Source organism: Duganella sp. sic0402, assembly GCF_019219065.1.
GTDB lineage: Bacteria > Pseudomonadota > Gammaproteobacteria > Burkholderiales > Burkholderiaceae_D > Rugamonas.
Genome location: NZ_JAHUWK010000008.1, coordinates 92,328 through 107,623, shown reverse-complemented (window position 1 = coordinate 107,623; position 15,296 = coordinate 92,328). Strand labels below are relative to the sequence as shown.

Annotated in this window: 14 protein-coding genes; 7 read left to right on the top strand and 7 right to left on the bottom strand. The window is 61.4% G+C overall.

Features of this window, described 5'->3' with window-relative positions:
* Positions 1–157 precede the first annotated feature (157 nt).
* Positions 158–511: a DUF6624 domain-containing protein gene (locus tag KW842_RS18930; RefSeq protein ID WP_218305675.1), complete on the top strand. Its 354-nt coding sequence runs from the start codon at positions 158–160 to the stop codon at positions 509–511.
* Position 512: 1 nt separating this feature from the next.
* On the opposite strand, the gene KW842_RS18925 is transcribed toward KW842_RS18930, so the two are convergent.
* Genes KW842_RS18925 through betC form a run of 5 tightly spaced genes read right to left on the bottom strand, consistent with a single transcriptional unit; the run spans position 513 to position 7,175 of the window.
* Positions 513–1,349, bottom strand: coding sequence for a proline/glycine betaine ABC transporter permease (locus KW842_RS18925; RefSeq protein ID WP_218305674.1), 837 nt, complete (start codon positions 1,347–1,349; stop codon positions 513–515).
* A gap of 2 nt (positions 1,350–1,351) precedes the next feature.
* A complete protein-coding gene (locus KW842_RS18920; RefSeq protein ID WP_218305673.1) occupies positions 1,352–2,425 on the bottom strand; it encodes a glycine betaine/L-proline ABC transporter ATP-binding protein in 1,074 nt (357 codons plus the stop codon).
* Between the two features lie 11 nt (positions 2,426–2,436).
* Positions 2,437–4,659 (bottom strand): TonB-dependent receptor, encoded by a 2,223-nt coding sequence (locus tag KW842_RS18915; protein ID WP_218305672.1) that lies wholly within the window; start codon positions 4,657–4,659, stop codon positions 2,437–2,439.
* A gap of 42 nt (positions 4,660–4,701) precedes the next feature.
* Complete coding sequence (gene choX / locus KW842_RS18910; RefSeq protein ID WP_218305671.1) at positions 4,702–5,658, bottom strand: choline ABC transporter substrate-binding protein; 957 nt, start codon at positions 5,656–5,658, stop codon at positions 4,702–4,704.
* A complete protein-coding gene (gene betC / locus KW842_RS18905) occupies positions 5,655–7,175 on the bottom strand; it encodes a choline-sulfatase (RefSeq protein WP_218305670.1) in 1,521 nt (506 codons plus the stop codon). The genes choX and betC overlap by 4 nt, the downstream gene beginning before the upstream one ends.
* 173 nt (positions 7,176–7,348) lie before the next feature.
* Between betC and KW842_RS18900 the strand changes: the two genes are divergently transcribed.
* Positions 7,349–8,242 (top strand): choline sulfate utilization transcriptional regulator, encoded by an 894-nt coding sequence (locus KW842_RS18900; protein ID WP_218305669.1) that lies wholly within the window; start codon positions 7,349–7,351, stop codon positions 8,240–8,242.
* Here the strand turns inward: KW842_RS18900 and nhaR are convergent.
* Positions 8,239–9,141 carry a transcriptional activator NhaR gene (nhaR, locus tag KW842_RS18895; RefSeq protein WP_218305668.1) on the bottom strand — a complete coding sequence of 301 codons (903 nt, stop codon included), beginning with the start codon at positions 9,139–9,141 and terminating at the stop codon, positions 8,239–8,241. The two genes, KW842_RS18900 and nhaR, sit on opposite strands and share 4 nt — an antisense overlap.
* 101 nt (positions 9,142–9,242) lie before the next feature.
* Here nhaR and KW842_RS18890 point away from each other — a divergent pair, with 101 nt between their 5' ends.
* From KW842_RS18890 to KW842_RS18875, 4 genes are all read left to right on the top strand, one after another.
* Complete coding sequence (locus tag KW842_RS18890; RefSeq protein ID WP_218305667.1) at positions 9,243–10,292, top strand: DUF475 domain-containing protein; 1,050 nt, start codon at positions 9,243–9,245, stop codon at positions 10,290–10,292.
* An 82-nt stretch (positions 10,293–10,374) separates the two neighbouring features.
* Entirely contained in the window at positions 10,375–10,950 is a 576-nt protein-coding gene (locus tag KW842_RS18885) for a TerD family protein (protein ID WP_218305666.1), read from the top strand.
* A gap of 20 nt (positions 10,951–10,970) precedes the next feature.
* On the top strand, positions 10,971–11,669 hold the full coding sequence (locus KW842_RS18880) for a TIGR00266 family protein (protein ID WP_218305665.1): 699 nt from the start codon (positions 10,971–10,973) through the stop codon (positions 11,667–11,669).
* Positions 11,670–11,684: 15 nt separating this feature from the next.
* Positions 11,685–12,266, top strand: coding sequence for a TerD family protein (locus KW842_RS18875; RefSeq protein WP_218305664.1), 582 nt, complete (start codon positions 11,685–11,687; stop codon positions 12,264–12,266).
* A 69-nt stretch (positions 12,267–12,335) separates the two neighbouring features.
* Here the strand turns inward: KW842_RS18875 and KW842_RS18870 are convergent, their stop codons facing one another.
* Entirely contained in the window at positions 12,336–13,655 is a 1,320-nt protein-coding gene (locus tag KW842_RS18870; protein WP_218305663.1) for a porin, read from the bottom strand.
* A gap of 201 nt (positions 13,656–13,856) precedes the next feature.
* Between KW842_RS18870 and KW842_RS18865 the strand changes: the two genes are divergently transcribed.
* A complete protein-coding gene (locus KW842_RS18865; protein ID WP_218305662.1) occupies positions 13,857–15,281 on the top strand; it encodes an MFS transporter in 1,425 nt (474 codons plus the stop codon).
* The last annotated feature ends 15 nt before the right edge of the window (positions 15,282–15,296 follow it).

The window sequence follows — 15,296 nt, the reverse complement described above, 5'->3', positions numbered from 1 at the left end:
CACCATCTTAAACGACTGGGCGACAATCTGCGTAAATTCGCGGCTTTTATGGGCGTATAGTTAGCGACTTTATTCATGCTGTTGGCTTATATTCGATGAATTTTCGGCGCTTTTTGATACTGGTTTCATTTTCGCATGCTACAGCCCGGTATGGGCGGTGACCGAGCCTGAGCTGGCCAGGCGGCTCGAAGCCATGGTCGGAAAGCGCGGCGTGTTCAGCGCCTGGTTGCTGATTCAGCACGCGTCGCCTGATTTGCTCAAGCAGTGTTTGCCAGGCATGGCGGCTGCTGCCGACCGGGGCGAGTTGCCGTGGTCGGAAGTGGCGCTCAGCATCGACCGTGACCTGATGTACGATGGCAAGCCGCAACGCTATGTCAGTCAGTTCGTAACTGGAGCGGATGGCAAAAGCGCGATGTATCAGGTAGAGGACGAGGCGCATCTGGATGAGCGCCGCGCCCAGGCCGGCCTGGGGACGATTGCCGAATATAAGGCGTTGATGTTATCGAAGTAGCTCAGGTCTCGCCTTGTTTGCGGCCAAAGCTTTGCGTGGTGCGGTCGAGGATGATGGCGAGCAGTACGACGCATAAGCCGCTTTCGAAGCCGAGGCCGACGTCGAGTTGCTGGATGCTGTTGAGCACCTCGCCACCCAGGCCGCCCGCGCCGACCATTGAGGTGACGATGACCATCGACAGCGCCATCATGATGGTCTGGTTGATGCCGCTCATCAGTGCTGGCAGGGCCAGTGGCAGTTGCACCTTGAACAGCAGCTGGGTATGGCTGGCGCCGAAAGCCTGGCCGGCTTCGATCTGTTCGCGGTCCACTTGCAGGATGCCCAGCGTGGTCAGGCGCACGGCTGGTGGCATGGCGAAGATCACCGTTGCCAGCACGCCAGGTACGCGGCCCAGGCCAAACAGCATCACCGCCGGAATCAGGTAGACGAAGGCCGGCATGGTCTGCATGAAGTCCAGCAGCGGCCGCACGGCGCTGCGCAGGCGCGGACTCTTTGCCGCCCAGATCCCCAGCGGCACACCCAGTGCGAGACTGATGCAGGTTGCCGAGAATGTCAGGCCGAGTGTGACCATGGTCTGCGGCCAGTAGCCCAGTGCGAAGATCAGCGATAAGGACAGCGCGACAAACACCGCAAAGCGCCACGCCAGGCGCCGCCATGCCAACAAGGTGGCCAGCGCGATCAGCAGCCAGGCGGGTAGTGCTTGCAGCAGTTGTTCGATTAATCCGGAAAAATTCTCGATGGCGCGGCCGGCCAGCTCGAACGACGGCCCGTTGTGTTCAACCAGGAAGCGCACCGCTTCGTTGATCCATGCGCCCAGCGGCAGGAAGTCGTGGGGCATGTTCAGATCCGCGCGCCGGAGCGTGAGAGGATGCGCAGCGCGCTCGCAGCGGTGATCAGACCGAGCGTGGCGCCGCTGGCGTCACGTACCGCCAGCGGCGCGCGGAAGTCGGTCAGGCGCGGCAGCAGTTCGGCCAGTGGCGCGTGTGCAGCGACGTGCGCGAGAGCGGGCGAGTTCGCCTGTGCTGTCGTGGCCGGCGAGGATGCAGCGGCCGTTGCGCTGGCCTCATGGTCGATCAGGTCTGTGGCTTGCAGATAGCGCGAGGTATCCACACCCTGGAAGAACGCGCGCACATGCTCATCGGCTGGATTGCTCAACAATGCGCGCGGCGTGGCATATTGCAGCAAGCGGCCGCCGTGCATGATGGCGATACGGTCGCCGATGTGCAGCGCTTCTTCGATATCGTGCGACACAAACACAATGGTACGGCGCTGTTCGCGCTGCAGCGACAACAGCAGATCCTGCATCTCGCGCCGCTTGAGTGGATCGAGCGCGGAAAAAGCTTCATCCATCAGCAGCAGCGAAGGCTGCACCGCCAGCGCGCGCGCCAGTCCAACACGCTGACGCATGCCTCCGGACAATTGATGCGGAAACTGCTGCGCATGCGCGTGCAGGCCAACCTGCTCCAGCGCGGTTGAGGCGCGCTGCAAACGCTCGCTGCGCTTCACGCCGGCGATCTCCAGCCCGAAGCACACATTGTCGATCACATTGCGGTGCGCCAGCAGCGCGAACGACTGGAACACCATGCCGATGCCGCCACGGCGCACCTGCTGCAACTGCTTCTGCTTCATGCCCGCCAGGTCCACGCCGTCCACCAGCACCTGTCCTGCGGACGGTGCCACCAGACCGTTGATGGTGCGCAGCAGTGTGGACTTGCCAGAGCCGGAAAGTCCCATCAGCACGCAGATGCCGCCATCGGGAATATCGAGTGAGACATCGTCCAGCGCGGCGGTGCTGCCGGTGCTGGCGAACAGCGCATCGCGTCCGGCGCCGTTACGCAGCAGGGCGAGCGACGCCGCCGGATTGTCGCCGTAGACCTTGGACACATTGCGCAGCGATACTTTGATGGCGGACATGGCTAACCTCTTTACAGTTTGGCGCTCAGGGTGAAGAAGGCCGCGCGTGGTGCGCCAGCCAGCATGGTGGCGAAGCTGCCGGTCGGATCGGAACTGGCATAGCCGTTGGTGCCGATGGCGCCGAAGTAGCGCTTGTCGAACAGATTGGTGACATTTACTTGCAAGGTGGCGCTCTTGAACGGACCGACCTTGCCCAGCTTGTAGCCGGCGCTGAGATTCGCCAGCCAGTACGACGACACCGGGCTGTCGTTCAGGTAGGTGTAGTAGCGGGTGCCGGTGTACTTGGCGTCGGCCTTGGCGAACCAGCCGGCCTGCTCAAACGACAGCTCGGTGTTGAACAGCACACGCGGCGCATCCACCACCCGCTTGCCATTGACGTTGATGGCGGTCGCGCCTTCGTAGTACAGGGGCGCATCCTTGTAGCTGGAATCGTTGTAGGTGAAGGAATTGAACCAGCCCCACGCCTGTGTGATCTTCCAGTCCACGGCCGCCTCGACACCCTTGGTGCGCACCTTGCCCACATTGGCCAGCGTGGTCGGGCAGCCGACGATGCCGGTGCAGGTGGCTACGTTCAGCTGGCGGTCCTTGAAATCGGCCGCGTACAGCGCCAGCGATCCTTGCAGCGGACCACGGCGCGAGCGCAAGCCGAGATCAATCGTGGTCGAGGTTTCAGGCCTGACCTTGCCCACGCTCAGGTTGAAAGCGTCCTGGGTTTGCGAGAACGGACCATCTGCGCCGGCCTGGTAGGCTTTCATATTCTTTGCCCAGGAGGTGAACAGCTCGTCCTGTGCCGACAGCTGATAGGTGAGGGCGGCTTGCGGCAGGAATTTCTTCTCCGCCTCCAGTGTTCCCGCAGCGCGGCCGCCGGTTTCGTTGTAGCCGTTGATCTTTGCCTTGGTCGCCTTGAAGCCGTAGCTGAGTTTCAGCTTGTCCGTGGCGTTGTAGGCATCCTGCAGATAGAACTGCGTGGTCTTGGTGACGAAGCGCTGGCCGATCACGGTGGAGAAGGGATTATCGAGGAAGTGGTCGGTGCTTTCCGGGCCATTGACGGCGTAGAAGGCGCGTGTCCAGCGGTGTACGCTGCGTTCTGCCCACACGCCAGCCGATACCGTATGGTCGCCCAGCGCCCAGCTGACATCCGCCGTGCCACCATCGCGGTCAATGAAGTATTCCTGCGCGCGCACCGAGATCGGCACCGTCGCCGACGATGGCGTGTAGGGAGTGTACCAATGGCTCTCACCATGGTTGCGGTGGTTGTAGGCATTGAGCTTGACGCGTACATCGTCATTCGGATTCAGCTCCAGCGCCACGCCGCCCAGCCAGTCATTGCGCAGACCGCGGCCGAGGTAGTAGGCGTCGTCCAGATTGTTGACGCCTCCGGTGTAGACGCCCTTGGCGGCGTTGACTGCACGCTGCCAGTCCGGTGCATAGTTGTCCCAGTCGTAGCCAAGACGGCGTGTCGCGTCGAACGACAGATCCTGATAATCGGTTTCGTCGCGGGTGGAGTAGTTGAAGAAGGCGCTCAGCTTGTGCGCACCCAGCTGCTGCACGACTTTGGAATTGAACTGGTCCTGATCCTGGCCGCCGTCGCCTTTCCATTTGTCGGCACGCTGACGCGTCAGCGACACATAGGCCTTGGTGCCGGTATCCAGCAGGCCTGTGTCGACCCGCGCGAAGGTGCGCGAGGTACTGTCCTGGCCCAGCGTCTGCGCCAGCGTGGCGCCTGCGATATCGGCCGGACCACGGGTGGTGAAGCTGATGGTGCCACCCAGATTGCTGGTCGATGCGGTGCCCAGTGCGCCAGTACCTTGCGACACCGTGACATTGCCGATATTCTCGGCCGAGAGCGCGCGGCTGATATGCAGGCCGTTGTGGTTACGGTAGCTCATATCGCCGAGCGGAATATCGTCCAGCGTGTAGCCAAGCTGGTTCTGGCTGAAACCACGGATGGCGATGTGGGTCGACCATTCGTACGCGCCAAAAGGATCGGCCGACTGGAACGATACGCCCGGCAGCTTTTCCAGCGTCTTCAATGGGCTGGTGCCCGGTGCGGCCTGTTCCAGATCCTTGCGGGTGATGTTTTGCACCTGGCGTCCCTGGCCCTGCACGAACACCGTTTCAATCGGTGCGTCACTTGCAGGTTGCAGCGGCGCCGGATCGGCGGCATAAGCGCTGCAAGCCACGGCTTGCAGCACGGCGAGGTAGAGGGGATGGATTCTTGGCGTGTGTCGCATCTTGATGTCGCTCCGGCGGTTGGCTGTTGTCATGGAAGGGGATCAGGGTTGGGCAAGACGCGCGCGCACGGCGGCGGCGCCATCACGGCCATCAATGGTGGTGACGCCGTTCAGCCACTTGGCTGCCAGCTCAGGGTTGGCTTTCAGCTCGCGCAGCGCGGATGGTCGCGCGGGCCGTTTCTGCACGAGGTCAGCGATGATCGCCTGTTCCAGCGTGGCGCTGAATTCAAGCTGCTTGAACAGACGGCCCAGATTGGGGCAGGCGGCCGCATAGCCGCGCCGGGCGACGGTATTGACGCTGGCGCTGCCGAAGTTGGGGCCGAAGTAGTCTTTGTCGCCATCGAGATAGCTGAGTTTGAAGGTGTTGTTCATCTGGTTCGGTTCCCACGCGAGGAACACGATCCATTCGCTGCCGCGCTGCTTGCGCGCGACCTGGCTCAGCATGCCTTGTTCGCTGGACTCGACCAGCGTCCAGCCATCGAGGCCGTAGCTTTTCGCCGTCAGCATCTTGCGGATGATCTGGTTGGCCGGTGCGCCAGTCTCGATACCGTAGATTTTGCGTTCGAATTTATCGGCATGTTTGGCGAGATCCGCGAAAGTGCGTACGCCCGCTTTGGATACGTACTCCGGCACCGCCAGCGTGAATTTGGCGGAGGGCAGGTTGGCGTGCAATTGTTCGATCACGCCGGATTTCAGCAGTGGACCAACCAGCGCGGTCTGCGCCGGCATCCAGTTACCAAGAAATACATCGACCTGCACCTTCTGCATGCCGGCATAGGTGATTGGCACCGACAGCGGCAGCACCTTCTGTTCATAGCCCAGCGCTTCCAGCACGATGCCGGTCAGCGCGTTGGTGGCGTTGATGTCGGTCCAGCCGGGATCTGCCATGCGGACTTGCTTGCAGCTGGCCGGATCGGCGGCATGGGCGGCAGCGCCACTTAGTGCAAGCGTTGCGGCTACGCACAGGCTGATGGTGCGGGATGTGATGGCCGGTTTCATGCCTGGCCTTTCGGCGGAGTAGGGAAACGCGCGCGCGCTTCCAGCACGCCGAGTTCGAGATGGTTGCGGATATAGCGCTGGCTGGCGTCATGCGGCGGCTGATAGTCCCAGGCGTGATGCCGGCCTTGCGTATTGGCGGCGCCGATCAGGTGACGGCGGCGCTGGCTGGTGACTACCTGCTGGTGTAGCTGATCGAAGTCCCAGCGTTGCAGTGCTTCAGTGCGGAAGGCCTGCAGTATCGGCGCCGTGGCGGGATCGTTGGCGAGGTTGTGCAGTTCATCGGGATCATCGCCGAGGTGATATAGCTGCTCCGGATCGGCTGGTGAGTGGATGTATTTATACGCGCCTTTGCGCAGCATGATGATGGGCGCCAGTGCGCCTTCGCCGAGATATTCGCCGATCACACCGTCATGGCCTTTTTGGCCGCGCAGGTGCGGCAGCAGTGTGGCGCCATCCTGTTCGAGAGGAGCGCCTGCGCTGGCGAGATCCAGCAATGTGGGCAGCAGATCGATGTGCGAGACCGATTCGGGAACGCGGCGTGCCTTGAACTGACCGGGCGCGTGGACCAGCAGCGGCACGCGGGTCGACGGCTCAAAGAAATTCATTTTGTACCAGAGTCCGCGCTCTCCCAGCATGTCGCCGTGATCGGAGGTGACGATGATGATGGTGTTGCCGGCCTGGCCGGTATCTTCCAGTGTTTGCAGTAGCGTGCCGATTTGCTCATCCACGTAGGAGATGGCGCCGTAGTAGGCGCGGCGGGCGTTGCGCGTCTGCTGTTCGCTGACTGGCGTGCGCGCGAGATCAATGACGTCGCGCAGGCGGCGCGAGTGCGGGTCTTCATCCGCCGGCGCGTTGGGTACGCGTGGCGCGTCGATTTCGTCGTCGCGGTACAGGTTCCAGTATTTTTCCGGTATCGCATACGGGTCATGCGGATGCGTCAGCGAGACGGTCAGGCAGAATGGCCGCTGGTCTGCATCACGCGCCAGGTCGAACAGCTTCTGGCGCGAGGCATACACCACTTCGTCGTCGTAATCCAGCTGGTTGCTGCGCACGCAGGGACCGGCTTCAGTGACGGAACTCATGTCGTGATACCAGCTTGGTCGTACCTCCGGCTGCTGCCAGTCCGGCGTCCAGCCGAAATCGGCGGGATAGATATCGGTGGTCAGGCGTTCTTCAAAGCCGTGCAGTTGATCGGCGCCGATGAAGTGCATCTTCCCCGACAGGATGGTGCGATAGCCAGCGTGGCGCAGATAGTGTGCGTAGGTAAGCGTATCGGCCGGCAGTGCGGCGGCGTTGTCGTAGCCGCCGGTGGCCGACGGCAGGCGGCCGGTCAGGTAAGCGTAGCGCGATGGCGCGCACAAAGGCGAATTGCAGTAAGCCGAATCGAACACCACACCTTCAGCCGCCAGACGGTCGATGTGGGGCGTGCGCGTGACCCGATTGCCATAGATGGACAGCGCGCGCGGCGTCAGCTGGTCGGCAATCAGGATCAAAATATTGGGCTGAGGGTGAGGCATAAGCGGCATTAACGAAAACGTATCAATGCCTGCATTTTGCATCGCAAGTCAGCTTCGATGGAACGTATCAATCCGCATATTCATATGCGAATTCATAATCTTAAATTATGCGTAAGCAATTGATTTATAGCGTATATTCAGCACTTATGATTATGGATGCATAAGGAATTGTTATGTCAATGAATACGCCGCTGCACAATCTGGTGTTCTTCGAGTCGGCGGTCCGCCACCTGAGTTTCACGCAGGTGGCGGAGGAATTCGGCACCAGCCAGCCGGCGGTCAGTCAGCGCATCGCGGCGTTGGAAAAAGAACTGGGCACGCCGCTGTTCAAGCGCGCGCATCGCGGCGTGACGCTGACAGCGGAGGGCAGCAATTTGTATGAAGCGATACGCGATCACCTGGCGGCGATCCACACGGCGGTGGACAAAATACGCGCTCGCCGTACTCGCCGCGTGCTGACGGTTGCCACCGATTTTGCTTTCGCCAATTTCTGGCTGATGCCACGCCTTGCGGCGTTTCAGGAGCGGCGGCCGGAACTCGACGTGCGTATCATGACTTCGCAAAGCATGTTCGATATCCGCGACGAACCGGTAGACTTGGCCATCTCATTCGGCAACGGTGTCTGGCCCGGCTGCGATGCGCAAAAGATTTTTCCGGAGCTGGTGGTACCGGTGTGTAGCCCGGAACTACTGGCACGCCATGGCGGAAGACCTTCGTCAGCGGAGGTGATGACCATGCCGCTGCTGCACCTGGAAAGCGGCGCCCGCACGCGCTGGATGACGTGGCAGGACTGGGCGCATATGCAGGGCTTGCCGGATGCTGAGGAAACCCAAAGTCTTACACTCGGCAATTACCCATTGGTGGTTCAGGCTGCGATGGCCGGGCGGGGCGTGGCGTTGGGCTGGCGTCCGCTGGTGGATGATTTGTTGAAGGAGGGCCGACTGGCCGCGCTGCCGGTGCCATCGCTGTCCACGGAATGCGGCTACTACCTGGTCAACCCGCAAGGCCACGCGCCATGGGAGGCGCTGGAAAGCTTGCGGGCGTGGATAGTCGAGGAGTGTGCTTAGTCGAATAACCCACTGTGCACCGCGCCGAGGATGGCTTCGATGGCCGGGTGGGTGATTTTGCGGGCGTTGGAGATGGCATAGAAGTGTTCGCGCAGTTCCGGCGCGTCGCCGACCAGCACCGCGCCGAATTGGTCTTCGATATCCTGCGCCAGAGCAGAGGGCGCGAAGAACAGCCCCAGGCCATTGCGGCCGAAGGTGTTGAGCATGGCGTTGTCTTCAAACTCGGCGACAATCTCCGGCCGTACCTTGTGTTGCAGCAGCCAGGCGTCGATGCGGCCGCGCAGCGCGTTGTTGCGGGTCGGTAGCAGCAGCGGTGCGCCGTGCAGGCTGTGCGGAAAATTGCGCCGGTACTTGCGCGCCAGCTTTGGCACGCCGAATAGTTTCATGTCACTTTCGCCCAGCAGGTGGCTGAATACTTTCAGGCTGCCGCCGGCGCGCACGGTGCGGTCGGTCAGCACCACATCCAGCTTGCCCAGCGCCAGATCGGCCAGCAGGTTTTCAAATTCATCTTCCATGCAGATCAGGTGGACGCGCGTGTCCATCTGCTGCGTTGCCTGCAACAGGCGAAAAGCGATTAGCTTGGGCAGCGAGTCGGAGATGCCGACTGCCAGCCGCATCTTGCCGGTTTCCGCTTCTTCCAAGGCCTCCTGCAACTGGTCGCCCAGTTCGAAAATCTGTTCGCAATAGCTGAGCGCCAGCCGGCCTGCTTCGGTCGGTACCAGACGCCGCCCCTGTGGCTCCAGCAGCTGCCTGCCGATGGATTGTTCAAGCGAGGATATCTGCATGCTGATGGTTTGCACCGCCAGTCCAAGCCGCTCGGCAGCACGGGTGACGCCGCCTTCCTTCGCCACCATCCAGAAGAAATACAAGTGCCTGAAATTAAGTCCGCTAGTTTTCATGTTCGCTTTTTACGAAGTAATACTTCAATTATCTTCTATTTTTCAAAGTGTAGGTTTTCTTTAAACTGCACCCCATCGATTAATAACTACGAGAGCATTCGATGCAGCATTTCAGAATTTCATTCCTCGTCAGCATAGTCTGTCTGGCCCTTGCTGGCTGGTGGGGCTACGAGCTGGCGGGGTGGGGCGGTGCCTTGTCGGCGTTTGGTATCGCGTTGATTTTGTCGGCGATGGAAGTATCGCTGTCGTTCGATAACGCGGTGGTCAACGCGTCCGTACTGAAGAACTGGGACGATTACTGGCAGAAGCTGTTCCTCGGCGTCGGCATCATCATCGCGGTGTTCGGCATGCGGCTGGTGTTCCCGCTGGTGATTGTGGCGGTGGCAGCGGATCTCAGCATTGCCGAGGTGTGGACGCTGGCGCTGAATGATCCGAAAACCTATTCGACTCATCTGACCAATCACCACGCTGAGGTGGCGGCATTCGGCGGCATGTTCCTGCTGCTGGTGTTCCTCAACTTCCTGCTGGACGATGAGAAGGAAACGCACTGGCTGGGCAACTTCGAGAAGAAACTCGGTGCGCTGGGCAAGGTGTCTTCGATCTCGGTGATGATCGCGATCGGCGTGCTGCTGGGCTGTATGGGCCTGGTGAGCGAAGCGCAGAAGCTGGTGGTGCTGATTTCCGGCCTGTGGGGCATCCTGGTCTACGTCGGCGTGGATTCGATCAGCAGCCTGCTGGAGAAGGAAGAGGAAGGCGGCGGCAACGTCGGCGACATGGTCAAGAAGGGCGGTATCGGTGGCTTCCTGTACCTGGAAGTGCTGGATGCATCGTTCAGCTTCGACGGCGTGATCGGCGCGTTTGCGATCACCACCGACGTGGTGATCATCATGCTGGGCCTGGCGATAGGCGCGATGTTTGTCCGCTCGATGACGATTTACCTGGTGAAGAAAGGCACGCTGGACAAGTTCCTGTACCTGGAGCACGGCGCCCACTACGCGATCGGTATCCTGGCTGCGATTATGTTGGCAAGCATGAAGTTCCATGTGCCTGAGATCTTCACTGGCCTGATTGGTGTGGCCTTCATTGCAGCGTCGGTGTGGTCGTCTGTACGCCACCGCCGCCAGCAGGAAGCCCTGGCCGTCACGGCATAAAGAATTCGGCGGGCCGTTTATTACGGACACGGCTCGCCGCCTGTAGTACCCAAGTCCGGTTTTCATTTAAGGAGCATTAAAAATGGCAATCAGTCTGCAAAAAGGTGGCAACGTTAATCTGAGCAAGGAAGCGCCTGGCCTGACCAAAATCACGGTTGGCCTGGGCTGGGACGTGCGCAGCACCGACGGTAGCCCGTTCGATCTGGATGGCTCGGCCTTCCTGCTGAAAGTGGATGGCAAAGTACGCAACGACAGCGACTTCATCTTCTACAACAACCTGAAGTCGTCCGATCAGTCGGTGACTCACTCGGGGGACAACCGCACCGGTGACGGCGCTGGCGACGACGAAACCGTCACCATCGATCTGACCCGCGTGCCGGCCGATGTGGACCGCATCGCGATTTGCGCCACCATCCATGAAGGCGATGCACGCCGCCAGAACTTCGGCATGGTGCAGAAGGCTTTCATCCGCACCGTCAACGCCGGCAGCAACGCCGAGATCGCCCGCTACGATCTGTCGGAAGACAGCTCGACCGAATCGGCAATGATCTTTGGCGAGGTGTATCGCAATGGCGGTGACTGGAAGTTCAAGGCGGTAGGCCAGGGCTTCAAGGGGGGCCTTGGTCCACTGGCTGGCTCGTTCGGCGTAGGCGTTTAATCGTAAAGGACTCGTTCATCATGCCTGTATTCACGATCACCGGCGACTTCGATCCATTTCTGCATGTGTCGCTGCGCCAGGGAGAAAAAATCTACTGCGAATCGAACGCGATGGTGATGATGGAAGCGGCGCTGGACCTGAAGGGCAAGATGACTGGCGGCATAGGCGCGGCAATCATGCGGCGCTTCGCCAACGGCGAGTCCTTCTTCCAGCAGCACATCGAAGCGGTGCGTGGCGACGGCGATTGCCTGTTGGCGCCAACGCTGCCGGGCGCGTTGCAGATCCTCGACACTGGCCACAACCAGTATATGCTGAGCGACGGCTGCTTTGTTGCCGCCACCTCCAGCGTGGAACTGAAGGTGCGCACGCAGGGTGTCGGCAATGCGCTGTTCGCGCAAAGCGGCGGCTTCTTCATAACGGAAACCAGTGGTGTGGGCCAGGTGGCGGTGTCCGGCTTTGGCGGGATATCGGAACTGGAAGTGGAGCCGGGCCGCGATGTGATCATCGATAACGCGCACGTGGTGGCCTGGGATAGCCGGCTGCAGTACGAAATTTCGATGACTACCGGCGCCAGTGGCGGCTTCCTCAGCAATCTGGTGAATAGCCAGACCAGCGGCGAGGGCATGGTGTTGCGCTTCTCGGGCCGCGGCAAGGTGCTGATCTGCTCGCGCAATAGCGCGGCCTTGCAGTCCTTCCTGATGCGTCAACCCGCACAGTAAAGTAAAGGAATAACTATGTCAGTGAATTTAAGTAAGGGCCAGAAAATCTCTCTGGAGAAGGAAGCCGGCGGCGCGCTTGGGCGCGTCACCATGGGGCTGGGCTGGGACGCCATCAAAAGCAAGGGCTTCCTCGGCTTTGGCGCCAAGACCGAATCGGTCGATCTGGACGCTTCGTGCGTGCTGTTCGACGAAGCGCACCGTCCGGTGGATGTGATCTTCTTCCGCCAGCTGAAAAGCAAGGATGGCAGCGTGGTGCACACCGGCGACAACCGTACCGGTGCCGGCGATGGCGACGATGAGCAGATCAATGTCGATCTGAACGCGGTGCCGGCGAATATCAAGAGCCTGGTGTTCACGGTGAACAGCTTCACCGGCCAGACTTTCTCGCAAGTGGAGAATGCCTATTGCCGTCTGCTGGATGCGGTGAATGGCAAGGAGGTGGCGCGCTTCAATCTGTCAGTGCAGGGACCGCACTCGGCGCAGATCATGGCCAAGATTTACCGCCATAACGGCGAGTGGAAGATGCACGCTATTGGCGAGAACGGCAATGGCCGTACCTTTGACGACTTGCTGCCGCAGATCGCCACCCATCTCTAAATTCTAATAAGTTTCGGCTGTAGTCTTTGGCGGAGCACTGTACCGGCAGTGCTCCGCCTTTTTTTATGATCAGAAGGCGTGGCGCATGCCCAGGCTGACCATGGTGGTGCGTGCGTCGATGTTCTGGCCTGCGCCCGAGAACAGCGGTACCTCCTGCGTGCCCAGCGGGATCAGGATCGCGCCAGGACCGCCAGCCAGCGGCAGCGGGGTGGCGCTGGAAACCACGGTCTTGCCGCGGCTATCCTTGATGCCGCCCGCGCGCAGGTACAGCGCGCTGCGCTTGGAGAAGTTGTAGTCCACGCCCAGCATCAGGCCACGGTCCTTGCCTTCGGTGTAGTTGGTGAAGCGCGTGTCGAGGAAGATCGCGCTCAGGTCGAAGGCGCCCACCGGGTGCTTCAGCGTGGCGGTCCAGGTGCGCACTTTCGGATCGGTGTTGCCGCGCAGGTCGAACTTGGCGTTGTGGCCCGCTACAGCGATCGAAGTACCGACGCCAGGGAAGGTGTATTTGACCGCGCCCATGTAGGAAGTGAATTTCTCACCGAAGAACAGCGGCACCAGCGTGGTGCCAGACACCACGCCAATCGGCACATTGTCGAAGTTGTTGCGGTGGTAGGAGGCCAGTGCGACCAGCGCATCGGTGCGGTACGCCAGCATCGCGCCGGCTGCCTTGCCGCGGCCGCTGGCGGTTTCCGCACCGGCGGTCAGGCCGCCAACGATCTGGCCGGTGGCGCCGGTGGCCACTGGCGTCGAGGAGGTTGCAACCGAGCGCGCCGCGCTGATGCCGCTGCCGATGCCGGCATTGGTGGCGTAGGAGACGATGGCGGTGATCGGGCCTTGCTTGATCGCGTAGCTCAGCTGGTTGTCCTGCCAGGTCTGCACGGTGTTGACCACCAGGCCGGCGCCGAACAAGTCGGTGGAGCCCAGCGCTTCCGGCGTCACCAGATAGTAGGAGATCAGCATCGGGCTGGCCTGGCGGCCGGCCTTGATTTCGCCGACCGGCGTGGTCAGACCGACATAAGCCTGGCGGCCGAACAGGCGGTTGTCGTTAGCCATACCGCCGTTGTCGATGGTGACGCCGCCTTCCAGCACGAACAGGCCGCGCCAGCCGTTGCCCAGGTCTTCCACGCCCTTGAAGCCGATATTGCTCTGGCGCGTGTGTGAAGGGCTCAGGCGCTGCGTAATGGTCTTCGGTGCGGCGATGCTGTTGGGGACCGGCGTGGTGCCGCTGACGCCAAACACGGTGCCCTGGACATTGCCCTGGCTTTTTTCGACACGGTCAAAGCCGACGTCGAGCGTACCGTAAATGGTGACCGAGGATTGCGCGACGGCTTGGCCGGCGAACAGGGCGAGTGCGCTAAGGCACGCTGCGGATGCGGCGGTTCTCTTCATGTGGTTTGTCTCCGATATTTTGTTGTGTTCGGTAGCTCGACTCTATAGCAGTTAAGTAAAAATGGCACGACTGTTCTTATAATTCGTGGCTGGAAAAACACACTTGCAAAAGCGAACGCATACTTACGTTTTGCAAGCCAGCGTGCGCGAATTTCCCGCCTGCGGCAGAATGGTGCGTTGAACAATGTGGCAAGGTGCTTTATGCAAGCGAATCAACAGCCGCCGGCCAATAGCAAGTGGATCGCCTTGCTGGTGGCCGGCGCTTTCTTCATGGAGAATCTGGACGGCACGGTGATCACCACGGCAGTGCCGGATATCGCCCAGTCCTTTGGCGTGGCGCCTTTGGCGCTCAACATCGGCGTCAGCGCCTATCTGCTGACGCTGGGCGTGTTTATTCCGATCAGCGGCTGGGTGGCGGAGCGCTACGGCGCGCGCCGTGTGTTTGCGGCGGCGCTGGCGATCTTCACGCTGGCGTCGGTGTTGTGCGGCATGGCGCATAGCCTGACTGAATTCGTCTGGCTGCGCGTGCTGCAAGGCGCGGGCGGCGCGATGATGGTGCCAGTCGGCCGGCTGGTGGTGCTGAACAGCACGCCCAAAGAAAAGCTGATCGCGGTGATCGCGACGCTGACCTGGCCGGCGCTGGTGGCGCCGGTGCTGGGACCGCCGGTTGGCGGCTTCATCACCAGCTATGCGTCGTGGCGCTGGATTTTCTATTTGAATCTGCCGCTGGGCATGCTGGCGTTGGCCGCCGCGTGGTGGCTGATACCCGATCAGCGCGCGCCGCAACGGCGTCCGTTCGACTGGCCCGGTTTCCTGCTCAGCGGCAGCGCCTTGCTGTTGCTGACCTGGGGCGCGGAAGTGGTCGGCAGCCCGGCGCCGGATTGGCAAGAGGCGGGCGCCTGCCTGGCCGCCGGTGCGCTGCTGCTGGCCGCTTTGGGATGGCATCTGAAACGCACCGCGCATCCGCTGATCGATCTGTCGGCGTTTTTTATACCCACGTTCTCGATCACCATCATCGGCGGTTCGCTGTTCCGCATGGCGATCGGCGCTGTGCCCTTCCTGCTGCCGCTGATGTTCCAGCTGGGCTTCGGGCTGGACGCCTTTCACTCCGGCCTGCTGGTGATTGCGGTCTTCGCCGGCAACCTGCTGATGAAGCCGGCCACCACGCCCATCCTGCGCCGCTTTGGCTTCAAGCCGGTGTTGCTGGTGAATGGCCTGGCCAACGTCGCGTCGCTGGCTGCCTGCGCCTTGCTGACGCCAGCCACGCCGGTGTGGCTGATTGCCGCCGTGCTGTTTGTCGGCGGCCTGACGCGCTCGATGCAGTTCAGCGCGCTCAACACGATAGCTTTCGCCGACGTGCCGCAGCAGCGCATGGCGGCCGCCAACACCTTGTTCAGCACCGCCTTCCAGGTGGCGCTGGGGTTGGGCGTGGCGCTGGGCGCGACTGGCGTGCGGCTGGGCCATTGGAGCGCCGCGCAACTGGGCGTCAGCGATTGGCCGGCCATTGATTACCGGCTGGCCTTTCTGCTGGTGGCGCTGGTTAGTCTGCTCGGGTTGGCCGATGCGTTGCGTCTCAGCCGCAACGCTGGCGAGCAAGTTGCAAGGGGCGAAGGCCGCCGCAGCTAAAGCGGCTATAATGTT

What these genes read in the sequence shown, in the direction of transcription:
- KW842_RS18925 (WP_218305674.1), bottom strand. Translation starts at nt 1,349, where the DNA reads ATGCCCCACGACTTCCTGCCGCTGGGCGCATGGATCAACGAAGCGGTG.
- KW842_RS18920 (WP_218305673.1), bottom strand. Translation starts at nt 2,425, where the DNA reads ATGTCCGCCATCAAAGTATCGCTGCGCAATGTGTCCAAGGTCTACGGC.
- KW842_RS18915 (WP_218305672.1), bottom strand. Translation starts at nt 4,659, where the DNA reads ATGCGACACACGCCAAGAATCCATCCCCTCTACCTCGCCGTGCTGCAA.
- choX (WP_218305671.1), bottom strand. Translation starts at nt 5,658, where the DNA reads ATGAAACCGGCCATCACATCCCGCACCATCAGCCTGTGCGTAGCCGCA.
- betC (WP_218305670.1), bottom strand. Translation starts at nt 7,175, where the DNA reads ATGCCTCACCCTCAGCCCAATATTTTGATCCTGATTGCCGACCAGCTG.
- KW842_RS18900 (WP_218305669.1), top strand. Translation starts at nt 7,349, where the DNA reads ATGTCAATGAATACGCCGCTGCACAATCTGGTGTTCTTCGAGTCGGCG.
- nhaR (WP_218305668.1), bottom strand. Translation starts at nt 9,141, where the DNA reads ATGAAAACTAGCGGACTTAATTTCAGGCACTTGTATTTCTTCTGGATG.
- KW842_RS18890 (WP_218305667.1), top strand. Translation starts at nt 9,243, where the DNA reads ATGCAGCATTTCAGAATTTCATTCCTCGTCAGCATAGTCTGTCTGGCC.
- KW842_RS18885 (WP_218305666.1), top strand. Translation starts at nt 10,375, where the DNA reads ATGGCAATCAGTCTGCAAAAAGGTGGCAACGTTAATCTGAGCAAGGAA.
- KW842_RS18880 (WP_218305665.1), top strand. Translation starts at nt 10,971, where the DNA reads ATGCCTGTATTCACGATCACCGGCGACTTCGATCCATTTCTGCATGTG.
- KW842_RS18875 (WP_218305664.1), top strand. Translation starts at nt 11,685, where the DNA reads ATGTCAGTGAATTTAAGTAAGGGCCAGAAAATCTCTCTGGAGAAGGAA.
- KW842_RS18870 (WP_218305663.1), bottom strand. Translation starts at nt 13,655, where the DNA reads ATGAAGAGAACCGCCGCATCCGCAGCGTGCCTTAGCGCACTCGCCCTG.
- KW842_RS18865 (WP_218305662.1), top strand. Translation starts at nt 13,857, where the DNA reads ATGCAAGCGAATCAACAGCCGCCGGCCAATAGCAAGTGGATCGCCTTG.